This window comes from Stenotrophomonas sp. SRS1 (assembly GCF_026130205.1).
Taxonomy (GTDB): domain Bacteria; phylum Pseudomonadota; class Gammaproteobacteria; order Xanthomonadales; family Xanthomonadaceae; genus Stenotrophomonas; species Stenotrophomonas rhizophila_B.
This window is the reverse complement of the sequence record NZ_JAINFD010000001.1, coordinates 383756-402588: the sequence shown is the minus strand read 5'-3', so window position 1 is coordinate 402588 and position 18833 is coordinate 383756. Positions and strand designations below refer to the sequence as shown.

Genomic DNA, 18833 nt, shown 5'->3' with positions numbered 1-18833 from the left:
CTAAGGCTTCTTGCCCAAGTCCCGGCCAACCGAATCCGGTTGGCCGGGGCATTGATCAGCGAACGTGATCCAGGAACTGGCGGTGGCGCTCGTATTGGTCCAGCACATCGTGGATCAACTGCACCTTTGGCCAGCCCATAACGTCGTAGTCCTGCCCGCCTTCGCGCAGGTAGACCTCAGCCCGATAGTGGCGGGTGCCGTCGCTCACCGGGCGACGCGGGTCCTGCAACGCGAAGGTGGGCGGCTCGTAAGGCTGGGGACGCACCGAGTAGAAGAAGTCCATTTCCTCGCCATGGCCTACGCGAAGCCAGGCGCGCCCATCATCACCTTGGGTGACTTCAACCGGAAGATCCTGCTTGCGCAGCTCCACCGCGACCTCTTGGAGAGCGGGCAGCACCTGATCCTTGATGAAGCCGACGACCTCGATCTTGACAGGGTTATGCGCGAGCAGCTTAAGCCTGGCGCGCCAGTCATCGCTGGTGCCCGGAAGCAATCGTGCATCACGAGAAATCGAGCGCTTGGTTGCGTCCAGATGCATGGCTTTGAGAAGCCCCCAACACATCAAGATCATGACGATCGTAAAGGGGAGGGCGCTGGCAATAGTCGCAGCTTGGAGTGATTCAAGGCCACCTGCAATGAGCAGGGCAACAGCGATGCCGCCAACCAGTAGCGCCCAGAAGATGCGCTGCCAAACCGGAGACTCTTCCTCGCCCTTGGAGGTCAGCATGTCTATGACCAGCGCGCCGGAGTCAGCGGATGTGACAAAGAACAGCGCGACGAGGACAACGGCAAGCGAGGAGGTGATCATCGTCAGCGGAAGGTGGCGCAGGAACTCAAACAACGCCATTGAGCTGTCATTTGACACCGCCGTGACGAGCTCTTGAACACCTTCGGAGCGGACCATGAACAAGGCCGAGTTGCCGTAGATGGTCATCCAAAGGAACGTGAAGCCCAGCGGCACCAGTAAGACGCCAACCACGAATTCACGCACCGTGCGGCCTCGCGAAATACGGGCGATGAACATGCCAACGAAGGGCGACCACGCAATCCACCAACCCCAGTAGAACAATGTCCAGCCGCCAAGCCAGCCACTTGGCTCGTAGGCATACAGGTTGAAGGTCATTGAAAAGAGCTGGGAGGCATACATGCCGGTGTTCTGGACAAATGCCTGCATCAGGTGGACCGTGGGACCGCAGACAAGCACAAACGCAAGCAGTGCCACGGCCATGATCATGTTGATCTCAGACAGGCGACGGACACCACTATCGAGCCCCGCGACGACAGAACCTGTGGCCACCAGGATGATGATGCCGATCAAGGACACCTGCACGAGGGTGCTCACTTCCAGGCCGAACAGGTAGTTCAGTCCTGAGTTTATCTGCATCACTCCAAGACCAAGCGACGTGGCCAGGCCAAAGATGGTGCCAAGGGCTGCAAACGTATCGACCGCGTGGCCGATGGGGCCGTGGATGCGTTCTCCAATCAGTGGATAGAGAGCCGATCGCACCCGCAGGGGCAGGTTGTGGCGATAGGCAAAGTAGGCCAGTGCCAACGCAACAACAGCGTAGATGGCCCAGGCATGCACACCCCAATGGAAGAAGGTGATACGCATCGCCTGGCGAGCTGCCTCGGCAGACTCGGCCGTGCCTGTCGGCGGGGTGGCGTAGTGCATGATCGGCTCAGCCACACCGAAGAACATCAGGCCAATGCCCATGCCTGCGGCAAAGAGCATGGCAAACCACGAGGCATAGCTGTAATCAGGGCGACTGTGGTCTGGGCCGAGCTTGATGCGCCCGTAACCACTGATCGCGACACCGACCACAAAGACCAGGAAGCCTGCGACCGATAGGATGGTGAACCAGCCCGCGTCATTGGCGGTCCAGTTCTTGGCCGCTGTGAACCAAGTCGTTGCTTTTTCTGGAACGAAGATGGATAGCGCCAGCAGTAAAAGCACGATGGCCGCAGTGGGAATGAACACCTGCGGCAAGATGCGCTGGCGAACAGGAGTGGATGGCGGAGCGGGGCTCTGCATAAATTCCTCCGGTTGATGATCGTTCAAGCTGGAATGCGGCTTGAGCTTAGAAGTAGAACCCGATGTTGAGGTTGAGTCGGCTCTGCCAGCGGGAAGGGCCGCCGTCATCGATTCCGATGCCGTCGCCGCCTGCAAACCACATGTTCTTGCCAGCAATCCAGTCCACGTAAGTCAACATGATCCCTTTTTGCAGGCTGCATCCGGTGACGTTCTGCCATGACTCCCTCACGCCTTGGCTGCGTCCCACCGGGCGCGTCATGCTGAGGTTGTTGTAGCAGGTGATGTCATCGAGCCAACGCTTCTCACCGAAGGAGTAGGCCACGTTTGCACTGGGGACATCGGCTTCCGACGCAATCTCAAACGGGGCAAGGAACGCTGACATCGCAATTCGGTTGCCTGGCACGCTGTAACGGTAGCGCGCCCATTGCAGCTGAGTCGTCCAGCCATCCCGTTTCCACTGGGCATGCAGCGCTGCACCCTGGTGGCCATAGTGACGGCGGGTGGTGGTGTTCTGAACCTGACCGCTGAATGCAGAAGCCCCGAGCAGCAGCTCACCGTCATGCAAGGAGCTGGTGTGTTCGTATCTGAAATGCATGCGCTCCCGCTCCTTGTAGGGCAGGTCAGCGGTCTGGGCCACGTCAAAGGAGTATCGGTCGTAGCGGGAGCCACTTCCGTATTCATCCCCCGAGAACCAGCCGGCTATCCAGTGATGGTCGCCACTTCGATGGCTAATCGTCACACCCGGATCGTAATCGTCTTCAATGCCAAGGTAGTAGCCTGAGCCAAACCAAAAGCTCTGGGAAACGGTAGGCAGAAGTCCGAAGGGGACCTGCTGGATGCCCGCTTTGAGCTGCGTTGCGTCGGTGAAATTCCATCCGGCGTAGGCATGGTGGACGGCATCGAAGCCGTCATACCAGCGGTATTGGGCCGAAAAGAAAAGGGGACCAGCGCCGGCTTTGACGTCTGCGCGAAGCAGTTCAAGTTGCAAACGGCTTGTGGGGCCGTAGTCCAGCCAGCCATAATTGAACCGGACGGCGCCACCCACATCGACAAACGGTTCTGCCTGAGTGTCCGGCGCTTCTTGAGCATGAATGGTGTCTGTGGCCGTTGCCGCAGCACACAAAAAAATCAGGGGAAATACCTTCACGATAGTGTCCCGTGGCCTCCATTTTGCGAATGAAAGCGTCCAAGTCTAGCGCGTTAGCGCGAGCCACCCAAGCGAGGGAAACCTTCCGCATGGTGCGCGCGGCATGATCAGGCAGCAACTGGGACGCATTGGGGCGGTATAGAACCATGATGCCCGTGAAAACGAGGGGATGGCGTGGCAGGCGACTTTCGGAAGTAGTGATACGTCGCGCGTGCGGCCAATTGAAGGAGAGCAATGTGCCTAATCGAGTGCGGTTTTACGATCGTGACGGAAATGGAATACGGTTGCCTGAGGGGTGGTGGTTGGATCTAGATAGAGAGATCCCGTCGCTGGTGAGTGTCGCGAAAAAAATTGATCTTCCCATTTCCATTCGAAGCGATCAGCCCAATCTCAGCGCTGCGTTTCTTCTCGACATCCTGGCCCAAGTTCCAGGTACGGTCAGGATTGAGTGACGCCACTTGGACCCGACTGGTGGCCATCGATATCAGTTCGGTCCCGCTACGGTCTGAGGGACGACGGCCCGTTTCGCCCTTTTGTGCTCTACGGAAGCGATTGCTCGAAGCTTGTCGCGATCCTGAGAGAAGCGAAGGGTCTGCAAGGCGCGCTCCAGAGACAGATCGGCGTAGCGCCGCGCCGCCTGGCGCGTGGTGGATGAGCAGCCAGCAGACAGTGCGGCGAAAGCTTTTTGGAGCCTGATGTTGACTTCAAGCGACCCTGCTGCATCAGTCGATATGGGCGCGAACACATCTTCAAACAGGTCATCCACATCAAGCTGAGCCATGTGCACGAACGGATATTGAACGTCCTTGGCCTCGGATCCGGATGACAAAGCGTCCCATTTGAGCAGCAGGCGCACACAGCTACCGATGACCGTAATGCACGTCCCTGGATCATTGACGGCCGGCGACAGCGCTCGCACACCAATCTCAGCAAGGACGACCAAGCCGTAACGCGGATCGTTCTCTATTCGACGAGAGCCGCCGATGGTGAAAGCTGCGAGCAGTTGCGTTTTCTGGTCATGGTGAAGGGTGCCCCAGACACTGAGCAGCGCACGGTTTGGGGTTGCAAAGGTGCCGGGCTGACAGTTCACATAGACGATGAGCTGGTGTTGTTCTGCAACCGTGTTGAGGCGCTGCACATCAATGTGTTCAACATGGCCTACATCCGCAGCGAAGACATCGACCGTGCTGCTCGGAGCGACGCCGGAGTAGGGCGTAGCGCCAAGGAAGGGCTCTTCTGCACGCTGCTTCATGGATTTCAAGGTGGCTTGCTCGACAAGATCGACCGTTTCGCCGAGTCGTCCAAAGCGGGAAAATTGCTCGATGGCGCGGAGAAGCGTGACGGTGATGACGATGATGACCGCAATGGTCGCGCCAAAGAGAACAAGTCTGCCGCTGTCCCCGTAGATGCCGGTGCTCAGCGCAATGAGCCCGACGATGGAGAACAAGAACGCACCGATAAATGTGGCCAGCGTGCCTTGCGCTCGCGTATCTTCAATCAGGAGCCGGGACGCGCGCGGCGTGGCATTGGTCGACGCCGAGCCGTAGGCAGCGACCATGGTGGATAGGGCAAAGGTGGTCACTGTCAGCATTGAGGCGGCAAGGATGCCAAGGATGTTGCCAACTGAGTCGGCACCAATCTGCGTTGCCAGCCCCTCCGGCAGCACGAATTTAGCGCCCGCACCGGCCAATGCAGTAGCCACGCCTAGAACGCCGTAGAGCGTGGATCGGAACCACATCCTCCTGCTAATCCTGAATAGGGCCAGCCGCCACTTTGTCATCATCGGACGCTTGCTCGTTATCTGTGTTGACAGTATCCCAGCCGCCCAGGCCTGTGTGCGTCAATACGAGGTGAGCAGGCTGCAATCCAGCGGCCATGGCGCCCAACTCCGTTGGGGTGACACTCCCTGCCCGGGGCCTATAAAATCGAACTCCTTAGACCGGTTCGGAGCTTGGGTTTTTGACATTGGCATCTGTCCTGTCAGCCCTCTATCCATGAAGATTATTGTGTGTGGCGCGGGCCAGGTGGGGATGACGATTGCGCGCCAGTTGGCCTCGGAAGGTGTGGCGATTACGATCATTGACACCGATGCCGAGCTGATCAGGCGGGCGGATGAAAGCCACGACATTCGCGGGGTCGTCGGACATGCCTCTTACCCGGATACGCTTCGGGAAGCTGGCGCGATGGATGCTGACATGCTGATCGCTGTGACGCGTTCGGATGAAGTCAATATGGTCGCCTGCCAAGTCGCCTACTCGCTTTTTAAAGTAAAGCGCCGAATCGCCCGTCTTCGCCATGTGGGATACACCGCGCGCGATGCAAACGGACTGTTTGCGGCTGAGCATCTGCCCATTGATGTGATCATTTCCCCGGAGGCTGAGGTTGCCGAGGGAATTACCAGGCGGCTTCGCACGCCAGGTGCCTTTACGATCCTCCCCTTGGCTCGCGGACAGTTGGAAGTGATCGGACTCGGTGTGGCGGATCCAGATTGTCCGGCGATGGGTGAGCGCATCTGTGACCTTGAGTCCAACGGCAAGTTTGAGCACATCAGGGTCCTTGCCATAACCCGCAAGGGCATTACGTTCATTCCCACACAGCAGGATCGGGCTGAGCTGGCTGACGAACTTTACATACTCGCGCGGTCAGAGCGGCGCAAGGCGACGATGGCGCTTTTCGGGCACCGCGAGCGCCCCGTCGCCGAACTTGTGATCGCAGGTGCTGGCAATGTGGGCATGCACCTGGTTCGAAACATTCGGGCCTTGCTTCCAAGGGCGCGCATGACGGTCATTGAGCGGGATCGGGATCGGGCACGCTACGCGGCGGAAACACTTGGCGGCGATGTTGTTGTGCTCCATGGCGATGCCCTGGATCGGTCAGTGCTTGAAGAGGCTCGGGTCGATCAAAAGGAAACTCTGGTTGCCGTAACCAACGACGATGAGTCCAACATCTTCTGCTCGCTCTTGGCGCGAAAATTGGGCTGCCGCCAAGCCGTGACGCTAGTCAACAAGAGCACCTACGCCACACTTCTTCCCGGAATGGGCATCAACGCTGTCGTCAGTCCAAGCGCGGTGACGGTCTCAACCGTGCTGCGGCACGTCCGTCGAGGGGCCATTGTCGGTTTGCAGACGTTGCGCGAGGACTTTGGTGAAGTTATTGAAGCCACGATTGGTGCCGGAAGTTCGCCACTTTTAACGCACACCATCGGTACGCTTGGTCTGCCGGAAGGAATTAAAGTCGGTGCCGTCATTCGAGAAGACCACCCACTTGATATGACAGCCGAGACCCGGATCAATGCGGGTGACAGGGTCGTGCTGGTCGTGGCATATGGCGAGATCGATGTTGCAGAGAAGCTTCTTGGCGGAGCGGGCGGGCGGTCGTTTTGAAGGCCAACAGTAGCGGTATCCGTTGGGCACCAGGTCAGACGCCAATACCGCACAATGGCTTTCGTCTGGTGGCGGCGATCGTTGGGCAAGTCCTGTTGGCAGCAGCTGCCTTCATGCTGCTGCCCATGGCTGCGGATCTCTATTACGACAACCGGGATTGGTTGGCGTTTGGGACGGCCTCTTTGGTTTCAGCCACCTGTGGCAGTGCGCTGAGCTGGGGCTATTGGCGCTCTCGCGGGAAGTGGGGCAAGTCGGGCCTGACATTGAGGCAGGCCTTCGCCCTGACGCCATTGAGCTGGGCTGCCGTGTCCGCCGTGAGTGCGCTGCCGTTTCTCTTCTCGGAACACCCGCAGCTTCGCGGACATCTTGCCAACGCATTTTTTGAAGCGATGTCCGGCATTACAACGACCGGCGCCACGGTCATGACGGGTCTTGATACCGCGCCCCCAGGCTTGTTGCTCTGGCGAGGGCTGCTTCAATGGATGGGTGGCATCGGCATTATCGCGACTGCCATTGCCATCTTACCAGCGCTCGGCGTGGGCGGCATGCAGCTGTTTCGCACGGAGTCCTCAGATCGCTCGCAAAAGGCCATGCCCCGGGTTCGGCAGATCGCCTCGACGATCGGGTATGCCTACATTGGTCTGACGGTTGTGGCCGGTCTGGCCTATTGGCTGGCAGGCATGAACCCCTTTGATGCCATCGTGCATGCGCTCACCTCGATTGCGACGGGCGGATATTCGACCTCAGATCAATCGTTTGGTCGATGGCAAGGCAACGGGATCCAGTGGCTTGCCACGCTCTTCATGCTGTCAGGGACCTTGCCCTTCGTCTTGTATGTGCGGTTCTTGGCGGGGGACCGGAGGGCGTTCTTTGATCGCCAGGTCAAATCTCTGCTGGGGCTTCTGGCAGTGTCGGTGGGTGGGATTGGAACGTGGTTGGCTGCATCCGGCCAATATGGGTTTGAGCAGGCTTATCGCTACGCTGCTTTCAGTGTGGTTTCCGTGGTCACCACCACAGGCTATGCTGTAACGGACTATGGCCAGTGGGGAGCGGCCGTCGTAGGGGTGTTTTTCTTGTTGACGTTTGTTGGCGGGTGCACAGGCTCCACGAGCGGGGGCATCAAGATCTTTCGCTTCGAGGTCATGGCAGTGATGCTTCGAGTCCACTTCCTACGCCTGCTTTATCCCAATGGGGTCTTTCCTCGGTCCTACGACGGCAAGCCGCTCTCCGACGAGGTGATCGGCTCAGTGGTAGCGTTTTTGACGGTGTTTTTGGTTTGCTATGTAGTCATTACGGTGGTGCTGCTTGGGCTCGGGTTGGACTTCCTAACCAGCGCCAGCGGCGCGGCCACCGCGCTGTCGAACGTAGGGCCGGGCTTAGGGGAGACCATTGGGCCAGCAGGGACGTTCGCCTCGCTGCCAAGCGCAGCCAAATGGGTGCTGTCGTTCGCGATGCTGCTGGGGAGACTCGAGCTCTTCACGGTGTTGATCATCTTCCTGCCTCGCTTCTGGCGGGGATGACGTATAGTTCGTGCATGTTCGGATGCTTAATTTCCCCGTGCCGAAAGACCCTTTTTCCCACACGCAGCTCGACCAATGCCGCACTCGTATTTGATCTGCACGAGCCTTGTCGCGCCGGGGCTAGAAAGCAAGAACTTTCCCGAGCTTTGGAAAGAGGCGGAGCGGGCAAATGCAGGGTGGGGTGTGACGGGCACCGTGGTCTTTGATGGTGCAATTTTCTTGCAGTATCTGGAAGGTCCGAAGTCAGGCTTGGACGTAATCTATCGAAGACTGGTTAGAGCAAGCTCCCATCGAGATACCACGATTATTGACCGTGGTCATACGTTTTATCGCCGTTTTCCTGAGCCCCGCCTCGTTTGCTTGACTGTAACGCGAGAAGTCATGGCTCAGGCCCTGGAGCTGCGCGGCGTTCTTTTCCGGAAAAGAGACCGAGCTGCAAGAGCGCTCCATCTTCTTGAGCAAACCGTGACGTCCTATTCCTCTCCGCGCTGGGCGGCCAAGTCAAAGCTCTGAGCCACTCGGGGTCGCCCTCGTTACCCCGTATTTTTGGGCAAGCGATCGTCGGATGACCGCGTTGGCCATTCTGGCTAGTCTCAAGACCAGTGCGAGGGCATCTACTGGCTTTCTTCTACGATGGCGATGTACGCTTCTCGCAGTCAGCGTACATCGGAGGGGAGGGGATTAGGAAGATTTATCGTGGGTAGGGAAGGGCAACTTCCGACCCAAAGCGGACGTAGAGACGGATGACACCGACAAAGATCTTGCAGAGCTTCAGGGATCACGTGGGTTTGCAGCGATCCATCTAAGTTCAGGCAATTGGCACTCCGGGCATGCTGCGCAAGTACCGAGATTCAGGCCAGCATACTGAGCGGGACGAAGTGCAATCCCTGTAGCGCGGGATTGCTGACCACCGCAAAGTCCCGCCACACGATCAGATCACCAGGACAGCTGCGTCCTTCGCCCAGATAGACGGAGGCCTTGGGCTCTAGGGATTCGCGATCTAAGCTGACCAGTTCGCGGTTGTTGCGGCTCACGCTGAGCAACAACGAGCCAGCAATCACTTGGCGCAGCGGGTCCACCCAGGGAAATGGCGTTGTGTTGTTCGAGGTGCGTTCAAACCTCACATCCCGGCGCCACGCGCCCGTGTCCGGATCCAAGACACAGATCCCACGACGCGACTGGAACATGCCTACGTACACCCGTTCGTAGACGGCGTCGTAGGTCAGGCACGCTGGTGTCGCGTCGTCGGTCTGGCCATTGGTGACCTCGGCCAGTTGCACCGTACTAATGTAGTCCCGTCGCGCGAGGTCGTATGTCGCGACGTAGCAGTTCGCATGAGGGTAGGCTCGCCCCGCGATGCGTCCACCGCGCGATATGCCGATGTAGAGCAGGGGTTTGGTTGGATGCCGCAGTAGGGACATACAGCCGCGCCCGCCCTGTGGGTAGGGCACCGCCTCGAACGCGTAGGTGGCACTGTCGATAATGAAAAATTGGCTGGTCTTGTTGCTGGCGAAGTAGACCGTCTTCTGGTCTGGCGAGACTGCCATCTCGCCTTCGCCCCCACCGGGCACCGGGATGCGCTTGATGATCGCTTGGGTAGCGAGATCAATAACAACCACGACCTCGGAGAACACTTGGCCAAGGAAGAGGCGGCCGTCCGCGAGTACCAAGTTGCCGGGTGGATGCGTTCGAATCACGCGAGTGCCGTCACGCGGCGAAAACGCCTCGTACTTGTCGAGCTCAAAGGTACGCGCAATGACTTTTCTCGCAGGGTCGACCAGTGAAATGCTGCCGTCTCGCCAGTTGGCCGTAATTAGAATGTCTTCAACCAGGAGCAGTTCGTGTGGCGAGTGCTGTGGAAACCGGTAGAGCGGAATTGGATCGGAGGCGCTAACCAGCGCCAGCGGGGCCTCGGACGTGGCCGCCAACGCGGTGCGCTCGAACTCTTGCAAGGAGGTCACCAAGGTGATGTTCGTACCGCGGGCAGCATCCTGCGCCCCGGACTGGAAGCCCATTTCGCTAACGATGATGCCGCGGTCCGCGCCAACGTCCTCGAGGATGCTCTTGAGGGCGAGCACCTTTTCCTTGGTCACTCGTGACTTCCATAACTTGCACTCGATGATCCATGTGCAAAGGATGCCTGCACGGAGAAAGGTGGCGTGGACGTCGACCGCGTGAGTCGCCCGCAGGCCCGCAACCCGCAGATCCTCTTGCGCGTTGCAACCCAGCCGACGGAATACGTCGGCCGTGGCGTGCTGGTAACGCTTCCACTCCGGCTCGCTCATCAAGCGGACACTCTCGAGACACTGGTTGCAGTGTATCTTGGTTGGCCAAGGTTACCGAGCCGGCGGGCCGAGACCTCTACGGGCACACCTACCAGTGGAAAGCACGCCAACAGGCGTCGCAGACATAGACAGCCTGATCAGGATAGGATTGGAAGCAAGTTGGTTGTCCAGTGCTTTCCTGACAAGCAAGGCGCGGTGACGTTTCAGGGGGGGCTAGATGTCAGTAGTCCGACAGGACTCGGCTAGCCGGTGAAGACGGTATCCGGCTGGGACAGCCGCCGGGCAGCGGAGCGGCGACGATGGGTGCGGTGCACGACGAGTATTTGCGATACATGCAGTGGCTGGGGGCAACGGACGAATCTGCTGACGCCAAGCGGATTGCGCGGATCGTCCAGGAAAACCTAGATGCCCTGATCCCTACGGTGAACAACGGGGGGCAGCGGGCGACTGTGCTGACGCCCTTGCTGCGTCGGGACCTAGACAACACCCCCGACGTGATCGAGCCGGCACAGGCCAATGCGGCCGCCGCCCAACTCCCCTGGACACGGTTGAAGAAGCTGACGATCGGACCATTCCGTGGATTCCGGCGTGAGGAAGAATTCGACCTGTCGCAAAACATCGTGCTGTTCCAAGGGCCCAATGGCAGCGGCAAGAGCAGCCTGTGCGAGGCTCTGGAGTTTGCACTGCTGGGCTATGTCGAAGAGGCATCAGCGAAGCGCATCGAAGATCTCGGGCAGTATTTCAACAACATCCACGAAGGCAGGTATGTCGCGCCGCAGCTGCTGGCAGCCAGTGGCGCCAATGGTGTCCCCGTCGCACCCAATGCCGAATTGCTACGCTTTGCCATCGTGGAAAAGAACCGCATCGAAGGCTTCGCGCGGTTGGCTGCACGCACCCCGGCACAAGCCGGCGCCCTCATTGCCACTTTGTTTGGCATGGATGGCTTCAACAACTTCGTTGGCAACTTCACCGCCAGCTTGGACAGCCAGCTACGGCTGGGCACGCCCAAGAAAGACGGCTTGGCGCTCAAGCAAGCGACTCTAGTAGCCGCACGGCAAAAGGTCGATGGCAATGCCGAAGCACAGGTGGCCTTCGATACTGAGCAGGCCCAGCTTGCCAATGGGTTTGAAGAGGAGCTGACCTACGAGCTGCTGTTGCGACGCCTTGGCATGGACGAGCAGGAGGGGCGGCTGCAAGAGGTCAATGCCATCCTTCAAGAGCAGATCCCAGCGCAATCGGGGCTGACGGTTGCCTCATTTGCTGCCTTGCGCAGGAGCATGAGAAAGAAGCTTGCCGAGATGGCCAGGACGCAAGCGAATCTGGACGCCCGGGCCGGCGAGGTCTCGTTTCTCGCACTGTATCGAGCGGTGGCGCCGCTAGCGACAGAAAGCCCCGGCAAATGCCCCGCCTGTGACACCCCATTGGCCAACGTGATGCGGAATCCATTCGTTCGCGCGCGTGACGGGCTTGAACTCCTGGCAGACCTTGCTGCGCTTGAGGCATCGAGGACGCGCTTGGCTCAGGAATGCCACCAGCTGTCCTCGCAGTTGCATGGAAAGGTGGCGGCAGCGCACGCCTATGCTCCCTTGGATGGTGGAGATCTTGAGCCATTGGTGCAGTGGGTGGTGCAAGACCAACCCATCGAGGCTTGGTCAGAGGGCTTGCTGACCAAGACCACTTGGAAAGCAGTGTTGGCGAAATTGCGGGCACTTGAGGAAGGCGACGCGGCTATTCGTGCAAGGCAAGCTCAGCGTGCCCCGCTCAGGGAAGAGCAGCAGGCGCTGGAAGCGATCAAGGAACAGGTTGATGCACTTCGACTTCGCCGTTCGATGTACGATCAGCAGGTCGTGGCAGAGCAAGCCAAGATCGACGGCTTCGATGAAGCCAACGCGGCGTTGATTGTTGAAGCAGCGGATGAAGCAGCTGCCGTGGTCTTTGAGAAGCGGATTCAGGACGGATATGCGTCTTTCCTCGACAGTCTGAAACGGTATCGCGACGGGCTGCCTGAAGGCCTGTTGGCCGACTTGAACGAGACGGCCCGGGATCTCTACAACCTATTCAATGTGGACGACCACGATCATGACAAGCTGGCCAAGCTCGATCTTCCGCTTCGTGGGGGTGAGCGGATCCGGGTTGCCTTTGTGGGAAGTCAAGGCCAACTACACGATGCGCTGCGCGTATTGAGCGAGGGGCATCTGCGATGCCTGGGGTTGGCTATCCTGCTGGCCAAGAACATCAAACTGGGCTTGCCGTTGCTTGTGTTTGACGATGCCGTCAATGCCATCGACCACGACCACCGCAAGGGGATACGCGACACGTTGTTTGGCGATGCAAGGCTTAACGGCAAGCAGATCGTGATTACCTGCCATAGCCCGGAGTTCATCACCCAAGTGCAAAACGGCCTGGGGCAGGGAGCTTCGAAGCTCTACATCCTCAAGCATCATGGCGGCGACCATCAGCCAATCATTAAAAACGGCAGCGATCGCCACTACCTTCGTCGCGCCCAAGAAAGACTTGACGAGGCTGATCAGCGCCAGGCACTGGCGTCCTGCCGTCAGGCACTGGAGAACCTGACGACCCGGGTCTGGAAGGCGCTGGGCAATGCCGACGATTCACTAGGACGGGTATCGCTGGTTTTGCGCAGGCCTGATGGAGATCCCGAGCTGCGCAACCTCGTGGAGGTCCTGTCCAGGGCCGTCAATAGCGGAGTTGATCAAGGGCGGTTGGCGACAGCTGCCTGGACGCAACGCAAGGAGGCGTTCCAGGAACTACTGGCTGTGCCTGAGGCCGCTCTGGCGTGGAAGTATCTGAACAAGGGCACGCATGATGGGGATGGGGAAGACTTCGAAATTGGCATCGTCCAGCAGATCCTGGCGGCACTGAAGAAGCTGAGTGCTTCCTTTGGAGACTAGCTTCATGCCTTGGAAGCGCCGTCTTACCCCATAAATGTTTTCAAGACACTACCAAGATGCCGAGCTCGAAAAATCTGCTAAGGAGTTTTCTATGTGCAAGGAATGCAAGGATTGCCCGGAGCTGTCTCAAGGTCTTCGCGCCCACATCGAAGCTCTTGGTAAAGGATCCGTAGTCACCGAAGCAGGTATCCGAGAAGCAGGAGAGGACAGCTTTGTATGCCATCTGCGGGGACTGGCCCGGAGGGTTACAAATGGCTTTAAAAATGCACAGACAGCTCTGGTGCGCGTCCATTTGACTGAAGGAACCGGGAAGGCTAACGCGTTCGCGTACGCCAAAATTGAGGGTAGACCCAATCGGCATCTTGTGCTGGTGACACGTGAACTCCTCAATCGTGTTAGGACGCTGGCCGGGCAAACTCCAAGCATAGCCAAGTTGATCAGCGAGCGTGCAGCTCCGTCAGATGTACTCCGTACGCTATGGGGTGATCTGCCCAATGATGAAGATCACTATGAGGCTTTCGGAGCGCTTCTCGCAAATGTCGCCCTTGGGTTCCTGATCAACCATGAAATGGCGCACATCGCCTTCCAGCACGTCACAATCCTTGGTGAAGAATCATGCTCATCCTTTGAGATAGACGAGGTTGCCAGCATCTTAGGGCAGGGGGCTGCCACGAACCACAGTCACTGCAAAGAGTTGCGGAGCCAAACGATCGAGCTAGATGCTGATGTCCACGGCCTCAATTGGACGCGTATCTATCTAGAGGAGTTGGCAGAACGAATATTGAGAACATCTGTGATCCATGACCCCACAGCGGAGGCGGTGTGGAGGAACTTCGTCGGAACCGAGGCGGGACGACGATTCCTGCTTGTTTCGTCCTCTTGGCTTTTGCTTCTCTCATTCCCGCCTTCAGGCTTCAAATTGAAAGACATGGAAAAGGGAACGCACCCAGCCTTGTCGATCAGATTGTGCACACTGCTTCACGCGGAAGCGGAAATTGCTAAGCAGAAAAACAATTGCAAGCAACAGGATCGGCAGGTGGCGGCCTCAATTTTCGCGCTTTTGGCATATGCCGGGGCGCAAGCGGCAGAAAACGCTATCGAAAAATTCTCGCAAGGATCGTCCATCGACACTCCTTCCCAGGAATACTCCCTCCAGAAAGCTGCGCGAGACTGGGGTATATACCAAACACTCGGCCAGGAGGGGGCTGTTCAAGCCCACTTGCAAAGGCTTGCTAGTGAGCGACGGAGTATGGAGAAGAAAATAGGCAGTGGGAAGATATGTTCGGACGACGCAGTCCTACGGTGGTTCATGGAGGAGAGGCCCATGGGAAGTGGTGTTGAGGTCTCCACGACTGAAAGCGTGATGGCCCCGGTGGTGGCTAGCCGGTGACGCGTACTGCCTGCCGTCGGGCTATGGCCGTCCCAAATTTCCAAAGGACATCCTGTCAGGGGTCGAGAATGTCATCAAGTTCACAACAATCGCCTTTCACCGATGAGCATCAGGTGCAGGAAATAGGCGAGTTAGAAGGGCTCGCCATGACGTTGCATGGGTTGACTGTGAGGCAACCTCCAGCCTAGCAGACGGTGCGTCAGCCTGCCCTGGCTCTGCTTGCGATCTGATCGATGTCTCGGAAGAAGGAGAGCACTCGCGCGGCGGCAGTAGTTGCAAACACCTATCGACGAGGAGTCGACCAGCATGGGCAAGAATTCCGGCAAGCGGCGCGCAGTCAAACTGAAGAAGGACGCGCTCAAACAGAAGGCCAAGCAAAAAGAGCAAGCCAGATTCTCCGGCAATGATGCGGTCGTCATCCTTGGCTTGCGGCAATGGCTTGCGCGGCGACACCCGCTCGATGTACTGATGGCCTTGCTTGCCTCAGATCTGTGGCTGCCCAACATCGGTGCGCAGGTCAAGCACGGCTTTGTCTACAGCGTTTTCATGATCATGCCGGAGGACGAGTTTGATGGCAGCCAGCGCATTCAATCGCACGAAGACCTCAGGTTCTTCTTAAAAGGCGTGTTTTCCCGCGTGCCCAGTTTCCCGGTGTTGGAAGACTACGTGCCGGAGCTGGACTGGGGGTTTGTCAAAACCCCCTGTGGCGACGACCTTGTACGGATGTTCTATTCAGGGTATCTGGAAAGAATTCCCGACCAGGTGGAGGCATACCGGATCAAGTATGAAGGGTGCGATGAGCCTCTCTATGACATGGAAGTGGTCTTGCGCGCTCAAGACTATCTGCTGAACCACTTGGGCCAAGTACACCCCGATGCGGTCACCCACGCAGCGCCTGGATATCGGGAAATACCGCCGACAATTTTTTGGGAATGTGCCAAGACCGTGTTCGCCGGCTTTGCCGAAGCCGTCCCATCCTGGACACCGCGGGCGGAGTTGATCTGTCTCCTGGGCTCCGGCACGACGGTATCGAGCCTGCGGGGCTTTGGCGACATGCTGATGGAGGGCCAGTTGATGCCCGCGCCATTTGTGCGCATCGGCGCCCGCGTGATGCCACTGTTTCCGCGCAATACCGCTGGCTGGGTCATCGATCACTGGGGTGAGAAGGAGGGTTACGTCAATCGGCCAACCGATGCGGTGGCCCACGGCGTGGCGGCATTCCTGCGAGCGCGCTTCCGGTCTCTGCAACTAAGCGCTGGCCCGTATCAGATTGTTCGTAGGGATGGGGTAGCGCTACCTTTTTCGGTGGCGGGCTACTTCGTCGATGACCCCCTCCTCACGTTGATTGTCGTGGCCAATGACGATCAACTCGAACAACTGCCCCAGTGGTATGTGGTCATAGAGAGGACGGTGACTTCCGAGGTGGAGTGGGGGTTTCGGGGGACGGACGGGAAGATCTTCTCGATTCAGTTCCGCGATGGACGCGCCATTTCCTCGGTCAAGCTCACCGTCCTAGTGGTCGTGCCCAAGGTTACTACCGCGTCGGTCCGTCTGCGGATTCGTCCGAGTCCAGCGAAGCTGATTTATCTTTCGGACTTTGTTGCGATCTTCGATGCGGTGCGTGATGTGGAGGAACTTCAGCAGTTCTGGCGGTTCCAGGAGAGAGAGAGCCAGGTCTTGGGGGCACCCATGTTCGGTGCGACCGACATGTTTGGGGCATTCCGCCAATCGCATGGGACAATCCTGCCGGGTGCGCGCGAGTACAGCATGGTCATGCTGGATCCGCATACAGGCTCGGGCTGGCGCTTTGAGGAGCTGAAGCGCTTCTGGGAATCTGCCCCGCCCAATTTCCCGGATGACTCACCCCGTTCGTGGATGTTGGAGGAAGATCGTTCCGTTACCTGGAAAATGAACGACAAGCGTCACTTCGTGGCCGCCAGCAGCGCGCTCATCGCAACCTCTTGCCTGCACGTCATCGTTGCCTTTCCAAAGGGCATGCCCGCATTAGAAGCGCGTGTGCTGAATCTATTCGCCCAGTGCTTGGCTGATGCGCTGGCGACCCGGGAAGCGCTGGTGCAAGGGCTCGCAATTTTTGCCAACCCACGTATCGTGACCTATCTCTCGCCTGCGCCGGACGGGCCAGCAGCGAAGGCCGAGCCCGGAAACGGTTTGTTGTCGGGCTGGCAGGTGAAGCGTAACGCATCTAAGCTTATAGAGCTGCACGCAGAGCTGGATGTCATGGGGGCGCTGGATGCATTCAAGGAAGCGACAGATGCCAAGGTGGAAGTGGCGACTGGGATAGAGTGGCTTCTGGGCGCGTCGCACGAACTGGGATTGTCGGTCGACATGTCCGTACTCAGCGCGCTTCGACGGACGGACACGCGTCCTGCCAGATTCACGCTAAGCATGGAAGAGCGGGCGATCGATGTGCCGGACGGTCAACGGCCTGACTATCCTGAGCCGATACACTTCAAACGCGCACGCCAGCAGCTTGCCCACGCGCTTGCGCGGGAGGACGTGGTGCCGGGGCGATATGAGCTGGCCGAGGCCAAAGCGATCATTGCCCCTGTGTTGACGGCATTCCGCGATGACGTCCACCACTGCCTGTTGAGCTATGGGCGGGACGATCTGCTCACTTATGCAGTGCAACAGTTCGATGCCTTGCTGGCCGACAACAACAATCGGATGCGTCGCGTCCAACTAAGCCAAGCCCATGAGGTGGACTACGATCGCAGTCGCCACATCATGGATATGCATACCGAGTTCATCCGGCGTACCAACACATACCGGTACCTGATCGAGGCCACACTCAGCGTCCATGCGTCCAGCGCCTTGCCTACATCGGATAGGCCAGTACTGACTCGCACATCGGCGCTTGAATTACTGGCCGTGATTGATTGGCTGCTGGTTCTCTATGATGCCAATACCGCATTGCACTACGGCATACAGCCTGGGGGGATAGAGATCGATCAGGACTGGGTTCCCCAGGTGTTCTACACCTCCTCCATAAATGAAGAGGCCATTCAGGAAGAACAGGCCATCGAGGTGTTGGGGCAGGGCTTGAACCGCGAGGATGAACCTGACCGGCTATCGGAATCAGAGAGGCTCGCGCTTGATGCAGCCTTTGTCGAGGACGCCGGGTTCTCGCTCACCACGTTGATGACGGTGCTACGGCTGCTGCGACAATGGCAACGACTCAATGAGCGCGAACAGCTGCAGCTGTCCTACGCGGCATCGACAGACGAGATCCTTCAGTCGGCTATCGACGTGTTTTTTGATCTGGACCAGGCCCAGTTCAAGGACGCACTTTCCTTTCTAACGATAGATCCGGACGGCATCCGCCGATTGACCGGGGTAACGGCGCCTGCCGCCGATGTGCCTTTCTGGGAGCACCGAAAACGGGCGCAGCGGATCTCGATACGCCCCATCATCGCGCGCACAGATGGCGTACTTATGTGGGGTGCCGCCTGCGTAGACCGGACATATCGGATCTGGTCAGGCACTTTTGGCGATGGGTATCCGCCGGCGGACTTTTCCTGGCCGAACGTGGAAGGGGTTGCTGAGCAGGTCAAGAAGCGGATCGAACGAGAGATCGAGGATCGGGCTTACGCGGTGATGACCCGGTTTACCCCATATGTGGCCAAGAACGTTGACCTGCGTCGTCGTTTTCCCGGAGAAGGCTTCGAGGAGATCGGCGACTACGACGTGCTGGCGTATCTGCCGTCGGGCAAGATCTGGGTATGCGTGGAAGCCAAATACAACAAACCGCCTTTCACGGTCAAGGATAGCCGGCGCCTGCGTGACGATATATTCGGCCCAAAAGGGCACGTATTCAAAAGCTCACGCCGGGCAGCCTATCTTGAAACCCATGCAACCAGGATTGCTGCCCTGCTGAAGTGGCCGACAAGCCAGGATGGCGATGACCAGGTCATGAATCTCTACGTCTGTCCCCGCATCATGTACTGGATGCGAAACCCACCTGCCGCGGTCAAGACTGAGTTCGTCAGGCTCAGTGCGATGGAGAGCTGGTTCATCGAGCGGGGGTTCGCGTCTGGAGCGCCTTGAGTGCCTGCGAACAGGGCCGTCGGCTGGCCTGGTTCATGCCCGGCTGTTCTGCTCTATTTTGAGCCAGGGTGGTCAAGTGATTATCCGAGTAGAGCACTA

10 protein-coding genes are annotated in these 18833 nt (G+C 58.5%); 6 read left to right on the top strand and 4 right to left on the bottom strand.

Translation table 11 applies throughout. The features are described from left to right. Nucleotides 1–55: 55 nt before the first annotated feature. From betT to K4043_RS01730, 3 genes are all read right to left on the bottom strand, one after another. Complete coding sequence (gene betT / locus K4043_RS01740) at nt 56–2059, bottom strand: choline BCCT transporter BetT (protein ID WP_265307956.1); 2004 nt, start codon at nt 2057–2059, stop codon at nt 56–58. A 19-nt stretch (nt 2060–2078) separates the two neighbouring features. Beyond that, nucleotides 2079–3179 (bottom strand): hypothetical protein, encoded by a 1101-nt coding sequence (locus K4043_RS01735; RefSeq protein ID WP_265307955.1) that lies wholly within the window; start codon nt 3177–3179, stop codon nt 2079–2081. Between the two features lie 484 nt (nt 3180–3663). Beyond that, a complete protein-coding gene (locus tag K4043_RS01730) occupies nt 3664–4917 on the bottom strand; it encodes a DUF2254 domain-containing protein (RefSeq protein ID WP_265307954.1) in 1254 nt (417 codons plus the stop codon). Nucleotides 4918–5173: 256 nt separating this feature from the next. Between K4043_RS01730 and trkA the strand changes: the two genes are divergently transcribed. From trkA to K4043_RS01715, 3 genes are all read left to right on the top strand, one after another. Then, entirely contained in the window at nt 5174–6562 is a 1389-nt protein-coding gene (gene trkA / locus K4043_RS01725; RefSeq protein ID WP_265307953.1) for a Trk system potassium transporter TrkA, read from the top strand. Between the two features lie 113 nt (nt 6563–6675). Further along, nucleotides 6676–8082, top strand: a complete 1407-nt coding sequence (locus tag K4043_RS01720; protein ID WP_265307952.1) for a TrkH family potassium uptake protein — start codon at nt 6676–6678, stop codon at nt 8080–8082. Nucleotides 8083–8157: 75 nt separating this feature from the next. Then, a complete protein-coding gene (locus K4043_RS01715; protein WP_265307951.1) occupies nt 8158–8595 on the top strand; it encodes a BLUF domain-containing protein in 438 nt (145 codons plus the stop codon). 338 nt (nt 8596–8933) lie between these two features. Here K4043_RS01715 and K4043_RS01710 read toward each other — a convergent pair whose 3' ends face one another. Then, nucleotides 8934–10367, bottom strand: coding sequence for a restriction endonuclease (locus tag K4043_RS01710; RefSeq protein WP_265307950.1), 1434 nt, complete (start codon nt 10365–10367; stop codon nt 8934–8936). Between the two features lie 299 nt (nt 10368–10666). On the opposite strand from K4043_RS01710, the gene K4043_RS01705 reads away from it, so the two are divergent. From K4043_RS01705 to K4043_RS01695, 3 genes are all read left to right on the top strand, one after another. Continuing rightward, nucleotides 10667–13279 (top strand): AAA family ATPase, encoded by a 2613-nt coding sequence (locus K4043_RS01705; protein ID WP_265307949.1) that lies wholly within the window; start codon nt 10667–10669, stop codon nt 13277–13279. Between the two features lie 91 nt (nt 13280–13370). Next, nucleotides 13371–14669: a hypothetical protein gene (locus tag K4043_RS01700; RefSeq protein ID WP_265307948.1), complete on the top strand. Its 1299-nt coding sequence runs from the start codon at nt 13371–13373 to the stop codon at nt 14667–14669. 306 nt (nt 14670–14975) lie between these two features. After that, nucleotides 14976–18734 (top strand): hypothetical protein, encoded by a 3759-nt coding sequence (locus K4043_RS01695; RefSeq protein WP_265307947.1) that lies wholly within the window; start codon nt 14976–14978, stop codon nt 18732–18734. The last annotated feature ends 99 nt before the right edge of the window (nt 18735–18833 follow it).